The following is a 17,352-nucleotide window of genomic DNA, read 5'->3' as shown; positions in this document are numbered from 1 at the left end:
CCTGGCCGCTCACAGCCCTGGCGTGCCAGTATTGGGGATGCCGCAGCGACGGCGAACTACTCAGACGAGCGGTGTTCCGGTCATGGCCGCTGCCGGCCGAACGACGGGGCCGGTGATCGCCCTGATCATGCTGCTGCTCGTCGCAGGTGCGGCGACGCGCGGATATCTGCCCGGCGGCGAGCACGTCGCGCACCGCCCGGCCGCCTCGGGCCCGCTGGAACCGATCATCCTGGCCGCGCTGCTGGCGGTGTCCGTCGGCGCCGTCGCGGTCGCTGTCGTCCAGCGGGCACGCCACCGCCTTGCGGTCCCCGGCAGCATGGGAACACTCTCGAGGACAGCGGGCGCCCGCCGCGGGAAGCCGGCGTGGCGGGTGCTGCTGATCGGGTTGGCCGCCGTGGCGTTGTGGTTGCTGGCGGTCGTGGTGCTGGCGCGGCTGGGCGGGGTGCACCGATTCGCCGTCCCGGCAGGATTCTTCGGGCAGCACGGTGATGTGCCCGGCTCACCGGATGCCCCGCAAAGCCCGGCCCCGACGCCGCTGCACCCGCTGTCGGACGGTGCGAGAGGCGAGCTGCTCGGTTCTCTGCTGGTGGTGACCGCGGCCCTGCTGGTGCTGATCGCCGCGGCGGTCTTCATCGCACGGGCCCGCCGGACCAGGCCGCGGTCGCCGGCAACCGGGGTGGCGACAGCTGCGGGGCGGGCCCCCAGTGCGGGTGAAACCCTGGCGCGGGCAGCAGAACTCGGCTTGACCCGGATCGCCGACCGAAGCCGCGAGCCGCGGGAGGCGATCATCGCCTGCTACGCGGTCATGGAGCGCCATCTTGCCGATGTTCCCGATGCCGCGCCGCGGGAGTTCGACACGCCCACCGAAGTGCTGGCACGGGCCGTCGAACACCATGCGCTGCCGGCCGAAAACGCATCGCGCCTGGTGGAGCTGTTCACCGAGGCGCGGTTCAGCCCGCACCTGATGACCGAGCGGCACCGCGCCGACGCGGAGGAGATACTGCGGCTGGTCCTCGCAGAGTTGCGGGCTCCGACATGAGAATTCTTGCACTGCAAGGTGTTCTGGTGATCGGCGCGGTGCAGCTGGCGGTGCTGTTGGCCCACCGGCCGGAGGCTCTGTTGTGGGCGGCGGGTGTCGCTGTCGCGGTGTCGCTGGTCGGCATCCGGCGGCTGCTGACAACGGGCGGCGCCGGATCCGCTGCGGCGGCGGCGCTCACCGACGAGCCCGGAGAGTCGTTGCGGCGGTGGCTGTCGGGCACCGAGGCCAGAATCCGCTGGGCGGAATCGACCAGAGCGGACTGGGATCGGCGCTGGCGCCCGATCCTGGCACGACGTTTCGAGGTCTCCGCCGGACAGCGCCGGGCGAAGAACCCCGCGGCGTTCAACGCCACCGGGGTGATGCTGTTCGGCGAGGAGCTGTGGCCCTGGGTGGATCCCGGCAACGTCGCGCCCGACGGAGACCGTGGGCCCGGCCCGGGACGCGTGGTGCTGGAGGAGATCCTGCACCGGCTGGAGCAGCGATGAGCGCGGGACTGTCAGGCACCGCGGCCGTCACCGCCGAGCGCTGCAACGCGGTGCTCGACGAGATCGAGCAGGCGGTGGTGGGCAAACGGGCCGCCCTGACACTCATTCTGACCACGGTGCTCGCCGGCGGTCACGTGCTCATCGAAGACCTTCCGGGCCTGGGCAAGACGTTGATCGCGCGGTCGTTCGCCGCCGCGCTCGGCCTCGACTTCACCCGGGTGCAGTTCACCCCGGATCTGCTGCCGGCAGACCTGCTCGGCACGACCATCTACGACATGGCCTCGGGCCGTTTCGAGTTCCGGCGCGGCCCGATCTTCACCAATCTGGTGCTGGCCGACGAGATCAACCGGACCCCGCCCAAGACGCAGGCCGCCCTGTTGGAGGCGATGGCCGAAGGCCAGGTCAGCATCGATGGCAACACCCACCGGCTGCCTGCCCCGTTCATCGTGCTGGCCACCGACAACCCGATCGAGTACGAGGGCACCTATCCGCTGCCGGAGGCACAGCTGGACCGATTCGCGATCAGGCTGCGCCTGGGCTACCTCTCGGAACAGGGCGAGGCGGCCATGCTGCGCCGGCGACTCGACCGGGGCGCCGCCCTGCCGACGGTGCGCCAGGTGATCGACGCCGGCGATGTGGTCGCGATGCGGGAGTCGGTGGAGCAGGTCAGCGTGCACGACGACGTTCTGCGCTACGTCGTGTCGCTGGCGAACGCTACCCGGCACCATCCGCAGGTGGCGGTAGGCGCCAGTCCACGATCAGAACTCGACCTCATCCAGCTCGCCCGGGCGCGCGCGCTGCTGCTCGGCCGCGACTACGTGATCCCAGAGGACGTCAAGGCACTGGCCACATCGGCGGTCGCGCACCGGATCACGCTGCGGCCCGAGATGTGGGTGCGGCGCATCCAGGGTTCGGATGTGGTGGAAGAGCTCCTACGGCGGCTGCCGGTTCCGCGGACCCCGGATGCGCCGGGGCCGGCGCCAGACACCGCGCCGCCATGACGCACCAGCCACAGTCCCGCGAGGTCCCCGGCATTGACGTCGAATTGCTGTGGCGGGCTTCGCCGTTGGCTCGTGCGTTGGCGAGCGGCGCAGCGCTGGCCCTGGTGGTCGCGGTCGGCGGGTCGCGCTGGCAGCTGATCGCGTTCGCCGCGCCACTGCTCGGAGTGCTGTGCTCACTGGGCTGGCAGCCGCCGGTACCGGTGTTGCGGGTGCACGCGAGCCCCGCGTCGCAGCGCTGCTTCGAATCCGAGCCGGTCGAATTGACGATCCGGGCCGCGGCATCGGTGGGCGAGGCGGCCGCGATGAACCTGGAGGTGTCGGCGCACCCGGCGATGAAACTCGACACCGTTGCCGAGGCCTGTGAGTCCGGGTGCCGAAAGTCGGTGACGGCCGACGCCCGACGCTGGGGCCGTTACCCGATTCGCGCCACTGTCACCGCCGTCGGGCGGGGCGGCCTGTTGACCGGGACGGCCACCGTCGACGTCGCCGAGGTCACGGTGTTCCCGCCGGCGCCCCCGCAGCCCACACCGATCCCGCACAGCGAGCTGCTCGACCGCGTCGGGACCCACCTGACCCGGCACCCGGGCCGCGGCGTCGAATACGCCGACATCCGCGCCTATGTGCCCGGCGACCCGTTGCGCTCGGTGAATTGGCCGGTCAGCGCCCGGCGGGGAAGTCTGCACGTGACCGAACGGCTGACCGACCGTGCGGCCGACGTGGTGGTGCTCATCGACGCCTACCCGCAGCCGCACGGCCCCGCGACGGTCGCGACCGAACGGTCGGTGCTGGGCGCGGCGCAAGTCGTGCAGACGGCGTTGCGCAACGGTGACCGCGCCGGAATCGTCACGCTCGGCGGTCGGCACCCGCGCTGGGTCGGCGCGGATATCGGACAGCGGCAGTTCTATCGCATCGTCGACGCAGTCCTGGGCTCCGGCGACGGCTTTGAAACCACCACCGGAACGCTCGCACCGCGGGCGGCGGTGCCGCCAGGCGCCCTGATCATCGCGTTCTCCACCCTGCTGGACACCGAGTTCGCGCTCGCACTGACCGACCTGCGCAAGCGCGGGCACGTGGTGTTGGCGGTCGACGTGCTGGCCGGCCCCCCATTCGAGGAGGAACCCGAGCCGCTGGTGGCGCGGATCTGGACATTGCAGCGCACCGCGATGTACCGGGACATGGCCAGCGTCGGCGTCGACGTCGCATCGTGGTCACAGCAGCAGCCACTGGAACAGGCCATGCGTCTGGTGACGCAGCGCCATCGCCCGACGGCGGTGCGGTGATGGAGCACTCGGCCGACGCCGCCGCGACTCTGCCGCTGGTGCTGTCCGGCGCGTGCGGGCTGGCGATGGCCGCGGCGGCCGGCTACGGGTCGTCCGGTATCGCCGCGGCCGGGGCGCTGCTCACGGCCGGTGCGGTGCTGGCCGGGCTCTGGTGGCGGCCCGCGGCGACGGCCGCGGTGCTGCTCGCCGTCGCGGTGATCGGGTTCGCCGATCCGCCCACCGTCTCGGCGGCGGTGGCCGGGCTGGCCGCGGTGGGACACCTGCTGTTGCGGCACGCCGCCGACGGCGCCACCACGGTGACCGTCCCGACGCTGCTGGGCGCGGCGGGATTCAGCGTCGTCGGTGTGGTGGCGGCAAGCTTCCCACTGCAGCTGCCGTGGTTACCGTTGGCGGCAGCGCCCGCCGCGCTGGGCTGCTACGTGCTGGCGCTGCGGCCGTACCTGGCGTAGCGCCAACCGATCGTCAGACCGAGGCCGCGGAGTTGATCTCGTCGAGCCGGCCGGTGGCCTCGAGGTATTCCTGCACCCAGCGCTGCATGACCGTCGCGGTCTTCTCCACCTTGGTGAACTGGCCGACGACCTGACCCACCGGGTTGAACGCCACGTCGACGCTCTCGTTGGGGTACTTGTTCGTGGCCCGGACTGCCATCCCGGAGACCATGTACTGCAGCGGCATGCCGAGCGGCTTGGGGTTGTCCGGCTGCTCCCACGCTTCGGTCCAGTCGTTGCGCAGCATTCGGGCCGGCTTTCCGGTGAACGACCGGCTGCGCACGGTGTCGCGACTGCTGGCCTTGATGTAGGCCGCGTGCTGGGCCTCGGTGTTCGAGGATTCCTCGACCATCAGCCACTGCGAACCGGTCCACGCGCCCTGGGTGCCCAGCGCCAGGGCCGCGGCGATCTGCTGGCCGCTGCCGATGCCACCGGCGGCGAGCACCGGTACCGGCGCCACCGCTTTGACGACCTCGGGCCACAACACGATCGAGCCCACCTCGCCGCAGTGGCCGCCGGCCTCGCCGCCCTGAGCGATGATGATGTCCACACCGGCCGCGGCGTGCTTACGCGCCTGCGAAGCCGAACCACACAACGCGGCGACCTTGCGGCCGGCCTCGTGGATGTGCTTGATCATGTCGGCCGGGGGAGTCCCGAGCGCGTTGGCGATCATCGTCACCTTCGGGTGCTGCAGTGCCACTTCGACCTGCGGGGTGGCGGTGGCCTCGGTCCAGCCGAGCAGCTGCAGGCTGTCCTCGTCGGCGCCCTCCACCGGAACGCCGTGGTCGGCCAGGAGCTTCTTGCCGAAGTCCAGGTGCTGCTGGGGTACCAGCTTGCGAAGCGATTCGGCGAGCTCCTCGGCGGATTGCCCGGAATCCATGCCCTCGTACTTGTTGGGGATGACGATGTCGACGCCGTAGGGGTGGTCGCCGATGTTCTCGTCGATCCAGTTCAACTCGATCTCAAGCTGCTCGGGAGTGAAGCCGACCGCACCCAGCACCCCGAAACCGCCGGCTTTGCTCACCGCGACGACCACGTCGCGACAGTGCGTAAAAGCAAAGATCGGGAACTCGATGCCGAGTTCGTCGCAGAGGGGAGTGTGCATGACCTACTCCTTCAAGGGCGGCGGGATTGAAGTGAAACGTGTTCTAATTTAGTACCAGACTCGGCTCGGCGAGGCCAGTCGGCCACCGGTGGGCCTCATGTAGGCAACACTACCGCCAATCGTGTGGCGGCTCAGTGGGCCGCGAAGGCGCGCAATACGGCCACCCCGAAACCAGCGGCGCGACGCAGCGAGCGGCCGCTCGCGCGGCTGGAACCGGTGACCCGCAGCACCGGCCAGCCGTGCTCGACCGCCAGCGCGGCCAGCCCCGGGCGCGGATTAACCGGCCGGGGCCGGCCCACCAGCGACATCAGGGCGGCGTCCTCGTCGCCGTCGGCGTAGAAGAAGCTCTGCGACAGGTCGACGCAGTTGTCCGCGCAGAACCGCTGCACCGCGGTCGCCTTCTGGGATCCCCACACCACCGGCTTGACGATGCCTCCGGTCAGGACGCCCCGCTCGTCGAGTTCGAAACGATTGCACAGCACCTGCTCGATACCCAGGTAGTGGGCGACCGGCTCGGCGTGGATGGTCAGCGCCGAGGAGCTCAAGACCACGGTGTGGCCTTGCTGCTGATGTGCCCGCACGACCTCCTGCATGTGCGGGTAGACCCGACTGGTGATGTGCTCCGCGAAGAGTCGCTCGCCGACGTCGTCGAGGTCGGTGATCGACTCGCCGCGCAGGTAGCCCGCCGCCCGCACCAACAGCCGCTCGAATTGCATCCGGCCCAAGCGATATCGCACGGCCGCCTCGACGACACCGAGCACCTCGCCGGCCCGGGCCTGACGCCGGCGGATCCGGTCGCCGGCATGTGCGGTGGCGGTGAACCCGGACACCAGGGTGCCGTCCAGATCGAAGAATGCTCCGACCCGGGCTCCTGGTTCAGTCCGGCCGATCTCGGCGATCAGATCGCTCGGTGATGCGGTCATCGGCGTCGATGTTACGTCCGCCACGGCCGGCCGAGGTGACCACGCGCCGCAAGAACGGACACGGAATCGGCAGCTGATAGCGTATTTGGCCTATGCCAAAAGAGGGGCCGGCGCAATGAGCACCAAGACCAGTGAGACCACCGCGACCGACGTGCGGCAAGCACTGGCCGAGCAGGCCGAGCAACTGGGCTGGCAGCGCACCCGGCGGGAGCGCATCGACATCTACCGCCGCGGGATCATCCACGTCCACGCCGTGTGGCGCGACAGCGGAACCATCAACGGCGGGGCGCTCTATGAGGACTCGGTCCTGTTCGCCTACACGACCGAACTCGCGAAGGTGCAGAGCTGGCTGGCCCGGTAAGGGCCCGATAACCGCGACGCCTCCGGTTCGCAACGGTTGGATAACCCCCCCTCGTGTCACACGGGCAACTTCTTTCACACGGATAGCTTCGGTTTCGACCTTGTTGTTATCGGGATGGGGAAGAAGCCATGTCACGAATTCGAAATTGCCTCACCGTCGCGGCCGGCGCCGCAGCGGGATTGTTCCTGTCGGCACTCGCTTCCAGCGCGACCGCAGGCGCGGACGCGGTGCCGATCAACCCGGGGCTGCCCGGGGTCGTCGAGCAGGTGGTGGCGTCCTCGACCACCATCCCGCAGCAGTTACTGCAGACCACCACATCGGCGCTGAGCGGAACCTCGATGGCACCGGCGGCACCGGCGCAGTCGCCTCTCGCCACTGCCACCTTCAACGTTCCGCCGACCTCGAGCGCCATGACGCCCACCACCCAAGCCACCGGCCTGCCCGGACTGTCCGGCTTTCCGGCCAATCTGACATCGGTGCTGCCGTTCCCGATGCCCAACTTCGGTCCCCCGACACCAGCACCGACCGCGGCGGTCCCCAGTGTGTTCGCGCCGTCGGCTCCGGTGGCTCCGATGGAGGTCATGCTCATTCCCGGCCTGCCCTGACGGTGACTGCGTAACCTCGGACCGGTGAGCGCACGTGCAGGAATCGTGGTCACCGGTACCGAGGTACTCACCGGACGGATCGCCGATCGCAATGGCCCCTGGCTGGCCGACCGGCTCCTCGAACTGGGAGTCGAGTTGGCGCACATCACGATCTGCGGTGATCGGCCGCGCGACATCGAGGCCCAACTGCGGTTCCTGGCCGGCGAGGGTGTCGACCTGATCATCACCAGTGGCGGTCTGGGACCGACAGCTGATGACCTGACGGTCGACACCGTGGCCCGGTTCTGCGGGCGCGATGTGGTGCTCGATACCGCGCTGGAAGAACGGATCGCCGAGATCATCAGGCCGATGATGGCGCGCTTCACCGGACCGGGGGCCCCGGACTTCGCGACGGTCCGGGCGGCCAACCGCAAGCAGGCGATGGTCCCGGCCGGCGCGGCCGTTCTCGATCCGGTGGGCACCGCACCGGGTGTGGTGGTCCCCGGCGCTCCGACGGTGGTGGTGCTGCCCGGTCCGCCACGCGAGTTGCAACCGATGTGGTACAAGGCGATAGCCACCACCGAGGTGCAGCAGGCGATCGCCGGCCGCACCCACTACGAACAGCAGACCGTGCGGATGTTCGGGTTGCCCGAGTCCGGCCTGGCCGACACGCTGCGACACGCGCAGGAGGTCATCCCCGACTTCCTGCGACTGGAGATCACCACCTGTCTGCGCCGCGGCGAGCTCGAGATCGTCACCCGCTACGAACCCGACGCCGCCGCGGCCTACGGCCGACTGCTCGAGTTGCTGCGCGAGCGCCACGCCCGGGCGATCTTCTCCGAAGACGGTTCGCGTATCGACGATCTGGTGGCAAGGCTGCTGGCCGGCCGCCGGATCGCGACCGCGGAATCCTGTACCGCGGGGCTGTTGGCGGGAAGACTTGCCGACCCGCCCGGGGCCTCGGATTACCTCGCCGGCGGGGTGGTGTCCTACTCCAACGACGCGAAGGTGGATCTGCTCGGCGTCGACGGGGCGCTGATCGCCGAGCACGGCGCGGTGTCCGAGCCGGTGGCCGAGGCGATGGCCGCCGGCGCGCTGCTCCGATTTGCGGCCGATACGGCGGTGGCCATCACCGGAATCGCCGGGCCCGGTGGCGGAACGCCGGACAAGCCGGTGGGCACGGTGTGCTTCTGTGTGGCGCTCGGGGACGGCCGGTTACTCACCCGGACCACTCGGCTGCCGGGGGAGCGGGCCGACGTCCGGGAACGGTCGACGACGGTGGCCATGCATCTGCTGCACCGCGCCTTGTCAACCGCCTGATTACGACCGCAACCGGTGGTATGAACATCTCACCGAGGAGTTGCGGGCGTGAACACACAGTGGGCGTGGTCTGGCGAATCCGGTTACTGGCTGGGCCGGTTGGTGCTGGAACGCGGCATCGCCGCCATTTACGTCATCGCCTTCGTCGCCGCCGCTCGGCAGTTCCGTGCACTGATCGGTGAACACGGCATGCTGCCGGTGCCGCGGTATCTGCGTCGACGGCCATTCCGGGTGACCCCCAGCATCTTTCATCTGTACTACTCGGATCGGTTCTTCGCCGGCATCTGCTGGCTGGGTGCGGCGTCGGCGGCCGCGCTGGTGGCGGGCGCCGGCGAACTGGTGCCGCTGTGGGCAATGATGGCGATCTGGCTGCTGCTGTGGGCGATGTATTTGTCGATCGTCAACGTCGGCCAGACGTGGTACTCGTTCGGCTGGGAATCGATCCTGCTGGAGAGCGGGATGCTGGTGGTGTTCCTGGGCAACGACCGCGTCGCGCCGCCGGTGCTGGTGATGTGGCTGGCCCGGTGGTTGCTGTTCCGGATCGAGTTCGGGGCCGGCCTGATCAAGCTGCGCGGCGATTCCTGTTGGCGCGACCTGACCTGCCTGTACTACCACCACGAGACCCAGCCGATGCCGGGACCGCTGAGCTGGTTCTTCCACCACCTGCCCAAACCGCTGCACCGGATCGAAGCCGCCGGCAACCACATCGCCCAGCTTGTGGTGCCGTTCGGGTTGTTCGGGCCGCAGCCGATCGCCGGGGTGGCGGCGGTGATCATCATCGTCACCCAGCTGTGGCTGGTGGCCTCGGGCAACTTCGCCTGGCTGAACTGGGTGACGATCGTGCTGGCCGCCGGCGCGCTCGACCAGTCTTGGTTCACCGGGCTGCTTCCGGGATTGCCAGCCCCGGCGATGCCCGGGCCCCCGGCGTGGTTCACCGCAGTGGTGATCACCTTCGCGGTGTTAGTGGTGGTCCTGAGCTACTGGCCGGTGCGCAATCTGGCATCGCGCAATCAGCGAATGAACGCCTCGTTCAACCCCTTTCATCTGGTCAACACCTACGGGGCGTTCGGAACGGTGGGGCGCTCGCGCCGAGAAGTGGTGATCGAGGGGACCGCCGAAGCCGAGCTCACCGAGCGGACGGTCTGGCGCGAATACGAGTTCAAGGGCAAGCCCGGTGCGCTGGACCGGCTTCCAAGGCAATGGGCGCCGTACCATCTGCGACTGGACTGGTTGATGTGGTTCGCTGCGCTGTCACCGGCCTACGCGCAACCGTGGCGTGATGCACTGTTGCAACGCCTGCTGCGCAATGACCGCGATACGCTGCGGCTATTGCGCCACAACCCTTTTCCCGACGATCCGCCGCAGTTCGTGCGGGCGTTGCTCTACGATTACCGCTTCACCACCGCGGCCGAGCTTCGGCGAGATCGGGCGTGGTGGCATCGCAGCCTGGTGGGTGTCTACTTACCGCCGAGGTCGGCAAGCATCGACTAGCCCGCCCCGATCCAGACCACCGCGATCAGCACCGTCACCGCAACCACCGTCAGCAACACGATGTCCTTCGCCGGAAGCTTCGGCGTTTCGCTGGAATTCAGCCGAAGCTGACGGGCGATCAGAAACAGTGGAAACGTCACACTGATCCCGACGAACAAGCCGCCCACGATGTAGGCCCACACCAGTCGTACGCCATGCTTGCGCGCCTCGGACACCATCAGCACCGCCGCGGCGAGCCCGAACATCAGGATGTCGATCGTGACCGACCGGGATGCCGGGGTCAGCCGAGTCTCGCGCCAGAAGCTGCTGAAGAAGTCCAGAGCGGTGACCTGGTAGGCCAAATTCTGACTCCAGGTGGCCACGAAAGCGACTGCGGCGATCGCGGCGTAGACGCTGCAGCGGATCTTGACGGCTGTGTCCATCCGTCAACGCTAACGGCGTGCCGCGGCGCGCACCGCGGTTTCGGCTCAGAGCTCGAGCAACACGGTCACCGGGCCGTCGTTGACCAGCTCCACCTGCATGTGCGCCCCGAATCGGCCGGTTGCCACCTGCGCGCCCAGCCGCCGCAGCGCCTCGGCGAACTCGGTCACCAGCGGCTGCGCGACCGTCCCCGGTGCGGCGGCGTTCCAGGACGGGCGTCGCCCCTTGGCGGTGTCGGCGTAGAGCGTGAACTGGCTGACCACCAGGATCGGTGCGCCGACATCCGACGCCGATCGTTGGTCGTCGAGAATGCGCAACCGCCAGAGCTTGTCGGCGAGCCGCCGGGCCGTGTTCACGTCATCGTCGTGGGTGACCCCGACCAGCGCCACCAACCCCTGTCCTTCCGGGGTGATTGCGCCGACCGTGTCGCCGTCGACCGAGACCCGGGCCGACGAGACGCGTTGCACCAGAACCCGCATGGGCTCGATGGTAGGTACGCTCGCACGGGGGACTCCGGGAAGGGTGGGTCAGGTGTCGGTGCTGGTTGCGTTCTCGGTCACGCCCCTCGGGGTGGGCGAGGGAGTCGGTGAGATCGTGGCGGAAGCGGTGCGGGTGGTGCGCGAGTCGGGCCTGCCGAATCGCACCGATTCGATGTTCACCGTGATCGAAAGCGACAGCTGGGCCGAGGCGATGGCAGTCGTGCAGCGGGCGGTGGAAGCGGTGGCGGCCCGGTCACCACGAGTAAGCACCGTGATCAAGGCCGACTGGCGCACCGGCGCGGTCGACGCGATGACCACCAAGGTGGAGTCGGTGGAGCGGCACCTGGCGGCGCCACCACCTAATTGACCGGGACGTCGAGGATGGGCCTGCCCACGCCGGCACCCGGTCCGTCGAAGTGCCACCACTCCGCGGAGTAGACGGCGAGGCCACCGGCGCTCATCGCCTCACGCAGGGTGGCGCGTTCGGCCGCGGCCCGTGCGCTGAGCCCGGCTGCGAACGCCGCGGCGCGTGGCGAGAAATCATCGAAGTCGGTGCCCATCTCGACCGGACGCCGCTGCGGATCGGCGGTCGTCACATCGACCGACCGCCCGGTCTCATGGCTGCGGGCCAGCGGACCCGGCCGGGCCACCCAGTTCGGATTCGGCACCACCTCGAACATCCGCACCTGCACGTCGTGCGGCCGGTAGCAGTCCCAGAACACCAGCGTTCGGCCGCGAGCGCGCAGCGCATCGGCTGCCGCCGTCAACCCGGGGGCCAGTGACTCGTGCACCAGACACCGGGCATCAGCCGGATACAGCTGCACGCCGGTGAAGTTGTTCGCCGTGGCATACCGCAGATCGATGATCGCGTCCGGGACCGCGCTACGGACGTCGATGAAACCGGCCTCCCGGGCCGGAGGGGAGACCGGAGGCGGGGCGGCCCACGCCACACCGATCCCACCGGTCAGGGCGACCAACAGCAGCGGCAACACCGCCGACATCCTGATCATGTCGCCGGTACCACGACGGTCAGCCGGTGGCCGTCGCGTTCCACCCGCATCCCGGCCCGGCGCGCGATCATCGCCACGGCCGCGGCGTCGTCGGGCTCGGACCTGGTGGTCGCCAGCGCCCGGGCCAGTCTGCCCTTGTGTGCCTTGTTGAAGTGACTGACGCTCACCCGCCGGCCATCGGTGTGTTCGGCGGCCACATCGACGCGGACAGCGCCGGGGATCTTGGCCAGTGCCGCATATGAGCCGGACCGCAGGTCGACGATCAGTTCGGCGGTGGCGATCTCGGCCAGCACCGGCTCCAGCACCGGCCGCCAGCGTTGGGCCAGGCCGGGCCGGCCGGGCAGCTTCGAGCTCGCCGACAGCCGGTAGGCCGGCACCGGATCCGTGGCCCGCAGCAGCCCGAACAGCGCCGAACCGACCGCCAGGCGCGCCGCGGCCCGGGCCGCCGCCGCGCCGCGCAGCGAGGCGACGTCCAGCGCCTCGTACAGCACGCCGGTATAGCGGTTGATCGCCGGGGCTGTCGGCGCCGCGCGCAACGTCGCATTGCGCTCGATCTCGGCGTCCTGGGTGGCCGAGAGCGCCAGCGCGCGCCGGCTGGCTTGGCGATCGGCGGCCAGGGCGACCAGCTCGTCGACGAGCGCGGCCCGCAGCTCGGTGAGCTGCGGGGACCCCAGTGCCTCGAGGCGCAGCGGCTGCCCGTCGCCGCCGGCCCGCTTGGTCTCTGAGGGCGGTAGCAGCACGATCACAGCGCAGACGTTAATCGAGCCGCTGCGCACACCAGCGCGGTGGCGAGCATCGCGGCGCCGAGGGTGTCGGTGAAAAAGTGATAACCGCAGGCCACCAATCCGAGCATGCCCAGCAGGCTCAGCGCCGTGGCCAGGACCAGCGCCCAGAGCCGGGCCGTCCGGCGACCGCGGGCCACCACGACCATCATGCCCAGCACCGCGACCAGTAGCGCAGTGTGCCCGCTGGGATATTCCAGGTACGGGCCGTTGCGGCGGTCGAAGAGGTGCTTGAGGGCCTGGGCGACCGCGGTGACGGCGAACGGGCAGACCAGCACCGCAGCCGTCAGCGCCCACTGCCGCCTGAGCAGGGTGAGCGTCAGAGAGCCCGCCAGCACGGCGAGCACCAGCCAGCCGCTGGTGAAGGTCAACAGCCACCGTGGCTGTCCGCCGACGACCTCACGGATGCGGTGGCCGAACCAGCTGTCGAGAGTTGTCGAGCCGCGGCCCACCGCCAAACCCAGGGCCAGCGTCGCCAGCAGTCCGACCGGCGGCCACCAGCGCAGCGCCGCAGCGGCGCCCGGGTGCTTCGGGTCTATCGCTAGGCCGACTTCTCGAAGAGCGGCAGCAAGGCCTGACGACGCTGGTCGTTGCCGTCGGCGAGCGCGTGCAGTGCCTGCTCCACCGAGCGCGCCGTCGGGAACATGGCGTCCTCGTCGAAGTCGCCGAGCAGTTCGCTGACCGCCGGGCCCTCGATGAGCGTCCAGTCCACGCCCGCGGCGCGGCAGTCACCGTCGAGGACGCAGAGCAGCCAGATGCCGGCGGCGGCGAACGAGGTGACCCCGCTCAAGTCGAGCAGCAGCGGCTCCTTCGCGAGTACGAAGCGCCGGGCCTGCTCGCTGAGCTGGTCCACGTTGGAGGAATCGATCCGGCCGCGGATCGTGATCACCGTCGCGAGGTGACGGTAGTGCGCCCGGATCTGCGCGCCACCGCACTCGGTGGGGTTGCCCTGCTGACCGATCCGCGCCGTGCCCCGAGTGGTGATCGTGATAGCCATGCCAGCCCCCGCTTCTGCTCGTCTGCTCACTGCCGGCAAGCGGCCGACCGTGACATTTCCCGACGTTAGGCGGTGAAGTTAAGGCACCTTGGGCGGCCGATTAACGCTTTGGTGAGATATCGAACGGTTCCGTCTGCCCGCTGAACGCGGTGATCCGTCCCTCGCGCCCCCGGGCGTCGCCGTGGTAGCGCAGTCGGTAGCGCCCTGCGGGGGCGTTCTCGGGCACCGTCCAGGTCACGGTGATGGTCGACCCACGGCGGCCGGTACGAGCCCAGCGGAACGTCGTCGACCAGTCGCCGTCGTCGGCGACGGTGCTCCATCCTTCGCCGGTTTCGCGCTCAACCCGCAGGTAGGTGCCGCCGCGGCGCAGGTCGTTGTTCGGATAGGCGCCGGCGAACACCGCCGTCACCGTGGCCCCCGGCCGGTAGCGGGGCCGTGGCGGTTGCAGGACGTCCCCGAATCGGTGACCGGCGGCCGGTTCGTCCGGGTGGACCCGGCGGCGTGACCGCCGGCTGCGGGGCGGCTCGGCGGGGGCCCGGCCGGGCGGTGCCGGCCGCTGGTCGCGCATCGCGGTGGCCAACCCGGCCACCACCTGCTGCAGCGCCGCCAGCTCCCAGCGGCCAAACATCGTGCTGCCGCCCTCGTAGCGCTGCTCCTGGTACTCCTCCGGAGTGGTCACATAGTGCAGGTAGCCGTTGCTGTAGCCGGCCACCAGCACATCGCGCAGCTCGGCGCCCACGATCGCGGCCACGGTGCGACGCAGGCGCAGCCCGGCCACGATGGTCACTTCGGCCGGGATGCCGATCAGATACAGCTGGCCTATGCGCAGCAGCTGGAGCGGGCCGCCGTTGGACATCAGGGTCAGGGCCTTGTTCAGCCGGCTGCCCGGCCCCACCGCCCCTTTGGGCGCGTGCGCGTCACGCAGCCGCGGAGCCAGCCGGTAGACGGTGTTGGTGACCAGCGCATCGACGATGCGGTTCCGGCCCTGCCTGACCAGCGGATGAAGTGGGCCGGGACCCTCGTCGGTGCCGGCCAGCGCCGCCGCGCCGGCCAGCGCGGGGCCGGTGCGATGGGCGCGGCCGTCGCCGGTGAATTCGGGCCGGACCTCGAAATTCGACAGGTCGACGTAGGTGGCCAGCGCGTCGAGACCACCGGTGACCTCGGTACCGTGCCCGGTCGTCAGGTCGGTCGCCACGGCCGCCTGCCGGGCCCCGATGATCCGGGTGTTCTCGAACTCGTCTTCGGTGGGTCCGCTGCCGGGGCGGTGGTTGAGGTTGGGCGACATGTCCCCGGCGTTGGTCTGGGCGAAGGCCGCGATGAATTCCGGTGGTTCGGAGGCCAGGTAGTCGACGCCGCGGTCGAGGCGCTCCAACTGGTAGGCGGCGTAGCCCTTGTTGTCGCCACTGATCAAGGTGTTGCGGTTGGTCATGGACGTGCCGTGGGTGGCGAACCAGTTCACCGCGCCGACCAGCCGCCCGCTGCGTTCGATGCGCAGCAGCGTGGTCTGCGGGTCGATGGCGTCGGGGAACTGGGCGCGGTCGGCCGCCGGGTTGCGGGCGAACGCCGACGGTGAGCGATTGCTGCTCGCGTCGTGCAGCCGACCGACGGCCAAGCTCAAGCCGGCGGGCGCGAGATCGGCATGCGCGCGTTCCACCGCCTCGCAGATGCCGTCGACGATCGCGGCGAACGTCTGCGGCCGGAACCCGCCGGTGTTGGAGTTGTAGAGCCAATGATCGGAGTAACCGCCCGGTCCGCAGTGGGTGTGCGTCGCGGTCAGCATCACGTTGTGGAAGCTGTAGAGCTCGCCGTAGGCCGTGGCGAGGCGCCCGAGCACCTCCCGGTGCACGCTTTCCAACAGTAGCGGCAGCTCGCAGACCACCAGCAAAAGCCGTGTGTCGGGGCCGGACGGGCCCGGGTGGACGATCACGAAGGCCCGGGCGCGGAGCCGGTTGTGCAGGCCGGACGTCTGTTGGGACGCCACTCCGTAGCCGAGCATTCCGCACTCCGCCGGCTCGCCGGTGATGTCGGCTATCCCACGACCTACCTGATAGGCGTCTGGCATCGCTTCAGTATTCACAACGGTCGGCAATTACCCTGCAGGCACACCCGGTCGGCAACTTCACCGCGGACGGTCCCGCTGCTAGTCTGCGATGGCTGCCGGCCACCGGTTGCGGCTGCCGATCGCGGGTTTGTCCCGGCGGGTCCGCACCCAAGGCGACCGAGACAGCAGGGCCCACCGGCGAAAGAGTGTTGTGCGCAGCGGAGAGATCAAAGCCCTCACCGGGCTTCGCATCATCGCTGCGGTGTGGGTGGTGCTCTTCCATTTCCGGCCGCTGCTGCGACTGGCGTCGCCGGCATTCAGCGACGCGCTCGCCCCGGTACTCGACCGTGGAGCCCAGGGCGTCGACCTGTTCTTCATCCTCAGTGGATTCGTGCTGACCTGGAACTATCTGGAACGGATGGGGGAGTCGTTCTCGCCGCGGGCCACCCTTCATTTCCTGTGGTTGCGGCTGGCCCGGGTCTGGCCGATCTACCTGGTCACCCTGCACCTGGCGCTGCTGTGGGTGATCTTCACCCTGCACGTCGGCCACGTGCCGACCGAAGACCTCAGCCGGCTGACCGCGACCAGCTATGTGCGCCAGGTCCTGCTGGTGCAGTTGTGGTTCGAGCCGTTCTTCGACGGGTCGAGCTGGGACGGGCCGGCCTGGTCGATCAGCGCCGAATGGCTGGCCTACCTGCTGTTCGGCGGGTTGATCCTGGTGGTGTACCGGATGATGCGTGCGACATCGGCGCGGGGGCTGGCCGTCCTGGCGATCGTCGCATCCCTGCCGCCGCTGCTGTTGTTGCTGGCCACCGGCCAGTTCTACACCCCGTGGAGTTGGTTGCCGCGCATCGTCATGCAGTTCACCGCCGGTGCGCTGGCCTGCGCTTCGGTGCGCAAGCTGCAGGCCGGCGGTTCGGCGAGGCTCGACGGAGGAGAGGCGAAGCTCGGACCGCCGCATGGACTGAGCGAGCGCGGCCGCCGCGCCGCCGGATACTGCTCCGCACTGCTCATCGCCGCGACCGTCGGCATCCTGTACTACTTCGATGCGCATCCGATCTCCGGGCTCTACGACAGTGGCGGACTGGTCGACGTGCTGTTCGTGCCGTTGGTGATGGCCCTGGCGCTGGGAACCGGCAGCCTGCCCGTGCTGTTGTCGACTCGGCTGATGGTTTACGGAGGACAGATCTCGTTCTGCCTGTACATGGTTCACGAGCTGGTCCATACGGCGTGGAACTGGGCGGCAATACAATTCGAGATCGTGTTGGACGAAGGGGCGACCGCGGCCAAGTGGCTGGTGTGCGGACTGTTGGCGGCGGCGACGTTGATGTCGGTGCTGCTATTCCACGGCGTCGAGGAGCCGGGTCGGCGTTGGATGCGCAGGATGGTCGGTGCTCGGGCCGAGACGGCGCGGGTGACGCCCTTGGAGCACCCGTTGGCCGTCGAATCGGTCGATGAGATCCTCGATGAGCGCACCGCGGCGGTTCCGGTCAGTGTGCCCTGAGGCGCCGACAGTAGCGGGGTGCGCGTTGCCGATCGGGGAGGT

General features: G+C 69.5%; 20 protein-coding genes. 11 read left to right on the top strand and 9 right to left on the bottom strand.

Annotated elements, in window-relative coordinates; genetic code table 11:
* The first annotated feature begins 82 nt into the window (after positions 1–82).
* Genes G6N23_RS10535 through G6N23_RS10515 form a run of 5 tightly spaced genes read left to right on the top strand, consistent with a single transcriptional unit; the run spans position 83 to position 4,254 of the window.
* A complete protein-coding gene (locus G6N23_RS10535) occupies positions 83–1,039 on the top strand; it encodes a DUF4129 domain-containing protein (RefSeq protein ID WP_085259408.1) in 957 nt (318 codons plus the stop codon).
* On the top strand, positions 1,036–1,524 hold the full coding sequence (locus tag G6N23_RS10530; protein WP_085259407.1) for a hypothetical protein: 489 nt from the start codon (positions 1,036–1,038) through the stop codon (positions 1,522–1,524). The genes G6N23_RS10535 and G6N23_RS10530 overlap by 4 nt, the downstream gene beginning before the upstream one ends.
* A complete protein-coding gene (locus G6N23_RS10525; RefSeq protein WP_095173863.1) occupies positions 1,521–2,525 on the top strand; it encodes an AAA family ATPase in 1,005 nt (334 codons plus the stop codon). The genes G6N23_RS10530 and G6N23_RS10525 overlap by 4 nt, the downstream gene beginning before the upstream one ends.
* On the top strand, positions 2,522–3,805 hold the full coding sequence (locus G6N23_RS10520; RefSeq protein WP_085259406.1) for a DUF58 domain-containing protein: 1,284 nt from the start codon (positions 2,522–2,524) through the stop codon (positions 3,803–3,805). The genes G6N23_RS10525 and G6N23_RS10520 overlap by 4 nt, the downstream gene beginning before the upstream one ends.
* Complete coding sequence (locus G6N23_RS10515; protein WP_085259405.1) at positions 3,805–4,254, top strand: hypothetical protein; 450 nt, start codon at positions 3,805–3,807, stop codon at positions 4,252–4,254. The genes G6N23_RS10520 and G6N23_RS10515 overlap by 1 nt, the downstream gene beginning before the upstream one ends.
* 13 nt (positions 4,255–4,267) lie before the next feature.
* Here G6N23_RS10515 and G6N23_RS10510 read toward each other — a convergent pair whose 3' ends face one another.
* Positions 4,268–5,398, bottom strand: coding sequence for a nitronate monooxygenase (locus tag G6N23_RS10510; protein WP_085259404.1), 1,131 nt, complete (start codon positions 5,396–5,398; stop codon positions 4,268–4,270).
* Positions 5,399–5,529: 131 nt separating this feature from the next.
* The gene (locus G6N23_RS10505) at positions 5,530–6,321 is read right to left on the bottom strand and encodes an HAD family hydrolase (protein ID WP_085259403.1); all 792 of its coding nucleotides are present in this window, start codon (positions 6,319–6,321) and stop codon (positions 5,530–5,532) included.
* 115 nt (positions 6,322–6,436) lie between these two features.
* On the opposite strand from G6N23_RS10505, the gene G6N23_RS10500 reads away from it, so the two are divergent.
* From G6N23_RS10500 to G6N23_RS10485, 4 genes are all read left to right on the top strand, one after another.
* Complete coding sequence (locus G6N23_RS10500; protein WP_085259402.1) at positions 6,437–6,682, top strand: hypothetical protein; 246 nt, start codon at positions 6,437–6,439, stop codon at positions 6,680–6,682.
* Between the two features lie 128 nt (positions 6,683–6,810).
* Entirely contained in the window at positions 6,811–7,287 is a 477-nt protein-coding gene (locus tag G6N23_RS10495) for a hypothetical protein (protein WP_085259401.1), read from the top strand.
* A 24-nt stretch (positions 7,288–7,311) separates the two neighbouring features.
* Entirely contained in the window at positions 7,312–8,586 is a 1,275-nt protein-coding gene (locus G6N23_RS10490) for a competence/damage-inducible protein A (protein WP_085259400.1), read from the top strand.
* Between the two features lie 48 nt (positions 8,587–8,634).
* On the top strand, positions 8,635–10,077 hold the full coding sequence (locus G6N23_RS10485) for a lipase maturation factor family protein (protein ID WP_085259399.1): 1,443 nt from the start codon (positions 8,635–8,637) through the stop codon (positions 10,075–10,077).
* On the opposite strand, the gene G6N23_RS10480 is transcribed toward G6N23_RS10485, so the two are convergent.
* A complete protein-coding gene (locus G6N23_RS10480) occupies positions 10,074–10,499 on the bottom strand; it encodes a DUF2834 domain-containing protein (RefSeq protein WP_085259398.1) in 426 nt (141 codons plus the stop codon). The two genes, G6N23_RS10485 and G6N23_RS10480, sit on opposite strands and share 4 nt — an antisense overlap.
* 45 nt (positions 10,500–10,544) lie before the next feature.
* Positions 10,545–10,976 carry a D-aminoacyl-tRNA deacylase gene (gene dtd, locus G6N23_RS10475; protein WP_085259397.1) on the bottom strand — a complete coding sequence of 144 codons (432 nt, stop codon included), beginning with the start codon at positions 10,974–10,976 and terminating at the stop codon, positions 10,545–10,547.
* Between the two features lie 52 nt (positions 10,977–11,028).
* Between dtd and G6N23_RS10470 the strand changes: the two genes are divergently transcribed.
* A complete protein-coding gene (locus tag G6N23_RS10470; protein WP_085259494.1) occupies positions 11,029–11,343 on the top strand; it encodes an MTH1187 family thiamine-binding protein in 315 nt (104 codons plus the stop codon).
* On the opposite strand, the gene G6N23_RS10465 is transcribed toward G6N23_RS10470, so the two are convergent.
* From G6N23_RS10465 to G6N23_RS10445, 5 genes are all read right to left on the bottom strand, one after another.
* Entirely contained in the window at positions 11,336–11,977 is a 642-nt protein-coding gene (locus G6N23_RS10465) for a M15 family metallopeptidase (RefSeq protein ID WP_085259493.1), read from the bottom strand. The genes G6N23_RS10470 and G6N23_RS10465 overlap by 8 nt on opposite strands.
* 5 nt (positions 11,978–11,982) lie before the next feature.
* Positions 11,983–12,732: a peroxide stress protein YaaA gene (gene yaaA / locus G6N23_RS10460; protein WP_085259396.1), complete on the bottom strand. Its 750-nt coding sequence runs from the start codon at positions 12,730–12,732 to the stop codon at positions 11,983–11,985.
* Positions 12,729–13,220 carry a phosphatase PAP2 family protein gene (locus G6N23_RS10455; RefSeq protein ID WP_085259395.1) on the bottom strand — a complete coding sequence of 164 codons (492 nt, stop codon included), beginning with the start codon at positions 13,218–13,220 and terminating at the stop codon, positions 12,729–12,731. The genes yaaA and G6N23_RS10455 overlap by 4 nt, the downstream gene beginning before the upstream one ends.
* A gap of 89 nt (positions 13,221–13,309) precedes the next feature.
* Complete coding sequence (locus tag G6N23_RS10450) at positions 13,310–13,765, bottom strand: STAS domain-containing protein (RefSeq protein WP_085259394.1); 456 nt, start codon at positions 13,763–13,765, stop codon at positions 13,310–13,312.
* A gap of 100 nt (positions 13,766–13,865) precedes the next feature.
* Positions 13,866–15,827, bottom strand: a complete 1,962-nt coding sequence (locus G6N23_RS10445; protein ID WP_085259393.1) for a neutral/alkaline ceramidase — start codon at positions 15,825–15,827, stop codon at positions 13,866–13,868.
* Between the two features lie 190 nt (positions 15,828–16,017).
* On the opposite strand from G6N23_RS10445, the gene G6N23_RS10440 reads away from it, so the two are divergent.
* A complete protein-coding gene (locus G6N23_RS10440; RefSeq protein WP_085259392.1) occupies positions 16,018–17,310 on the top strand; it encodes an acyltransferase family protein in 1,293 nt (430 codons plus the stop codon).
* The last annotated feature ends 42 nt before the right edge of the window (positions 17,311–17,352 follow it).

This window comes from Mycolicibacter terrae, assembly GCF_010727125.1.
Taxonomy (GTDB): Bacteria; Actinomycetota; Actinomycetes; order Mycobacteriales; family Mycobacteriaceae; genus Mycobacterium; species Mycobacterium terrae.
Note: the sequence above shows the minus strand (reverse complement) of the source record. Positions and strands in the feature narration are given on the sequence as shown.

Coding starts and splice junctions, on each gene's coding strand:
- G6N23_RS10505 (WP_085259403.1), bottom strand. CDS start 6,321: ATGACCGCATCACCGAGCGATCTGATCGCCGAGATCGGCCGGACTGAA.
- G6N23_RS10530 (WP_085259407.1), top strand. CDS start 1,036: ATGAGAATTCTTGCACTGCAAGGTGTTCTGGTGATCGGCGCGGTGCAG.
- G6N23_RS10515 (WP_085259405.1), top strand. CDS start 3,805: ATGGAGCACTCGGCCGACGCCGCCGCGACTCTGCCGCTGGTGCTGTCC.
- G6N23_RS10480 (WP_085259398.1), bottom strand. CDS start 10,499: ATGGACACAGCCGTCAAGATCCGCTGCAGCGTCTACGCCGCGATCGCC.
- G6N23_RS10495 (WP_085259401.1), top strand. CDS start 6,811: ATGTCACGAATTCGAAATTGCCTCACCGTCGCGGCCGGCGCCGCAGCG.
- G6N23_RS10445 (WP_085259393.1), bottom strand. CDS start 15,827: ATGCCAGACGCCTATCAGGTAGGTCGTGGGATAGCCGACATCACCGGC.
- G6N23_RS10465 (WP_085259493.1), bottom strand. CDS start 11,977: ATGTCGGCGGTGTTGCCGCTGCTGTTGGTCGCCCTGACCGGTGGGATC.
- G6N23_RS10520 (WP_085259406.1), top strand. CDS start 2,522: ATGACGCACCAGCCACAGTCCCGCGAGGTCCCCGGCATTGACGTCGAA.
- G6N23_RS10500 (WP_085259402.1), top strand. CDS start 6,437: ATGAGCACCAAGACCAGTGAGACCACCGCGACCGACGTGCGGCAAGCA.
- G6N23_RS10525 (WP_095173863.1), top strand. CDS start 1,521: ATGAGCGCGGGACTGTCAGGCACCGCGGCCGTCACCGCCGAGCGCTGC.
- G6N23_RS10535 (WP_085259408.1), top strand. CDS start 83: ATGGCCGCTGCCGGCCGAACGACGGGGCCGGTGATCGCCCTGATCATG.
- G6N23_RS10450 (WP_085259394.1), bottom strand. CDS start 13,765: ATGGCTATCACGATCACCACTCGGGGCACGGCGCGGATCGGTCAGCAG.
- dtd (WP_085259397.1), bottom strand. CDS start 10,976: ATGCGGGTTCTGGTGCAACGCGTCTCGTCGGCCCGGGTCTCGGTCGAC.
- G6N23_RS10510 (WP_085259404.1), bottom strand. CDS start 5,398: ATGCACACTCCCCTCTGCGACGAACTCGGCATCGAGTTCCCGATCTTT.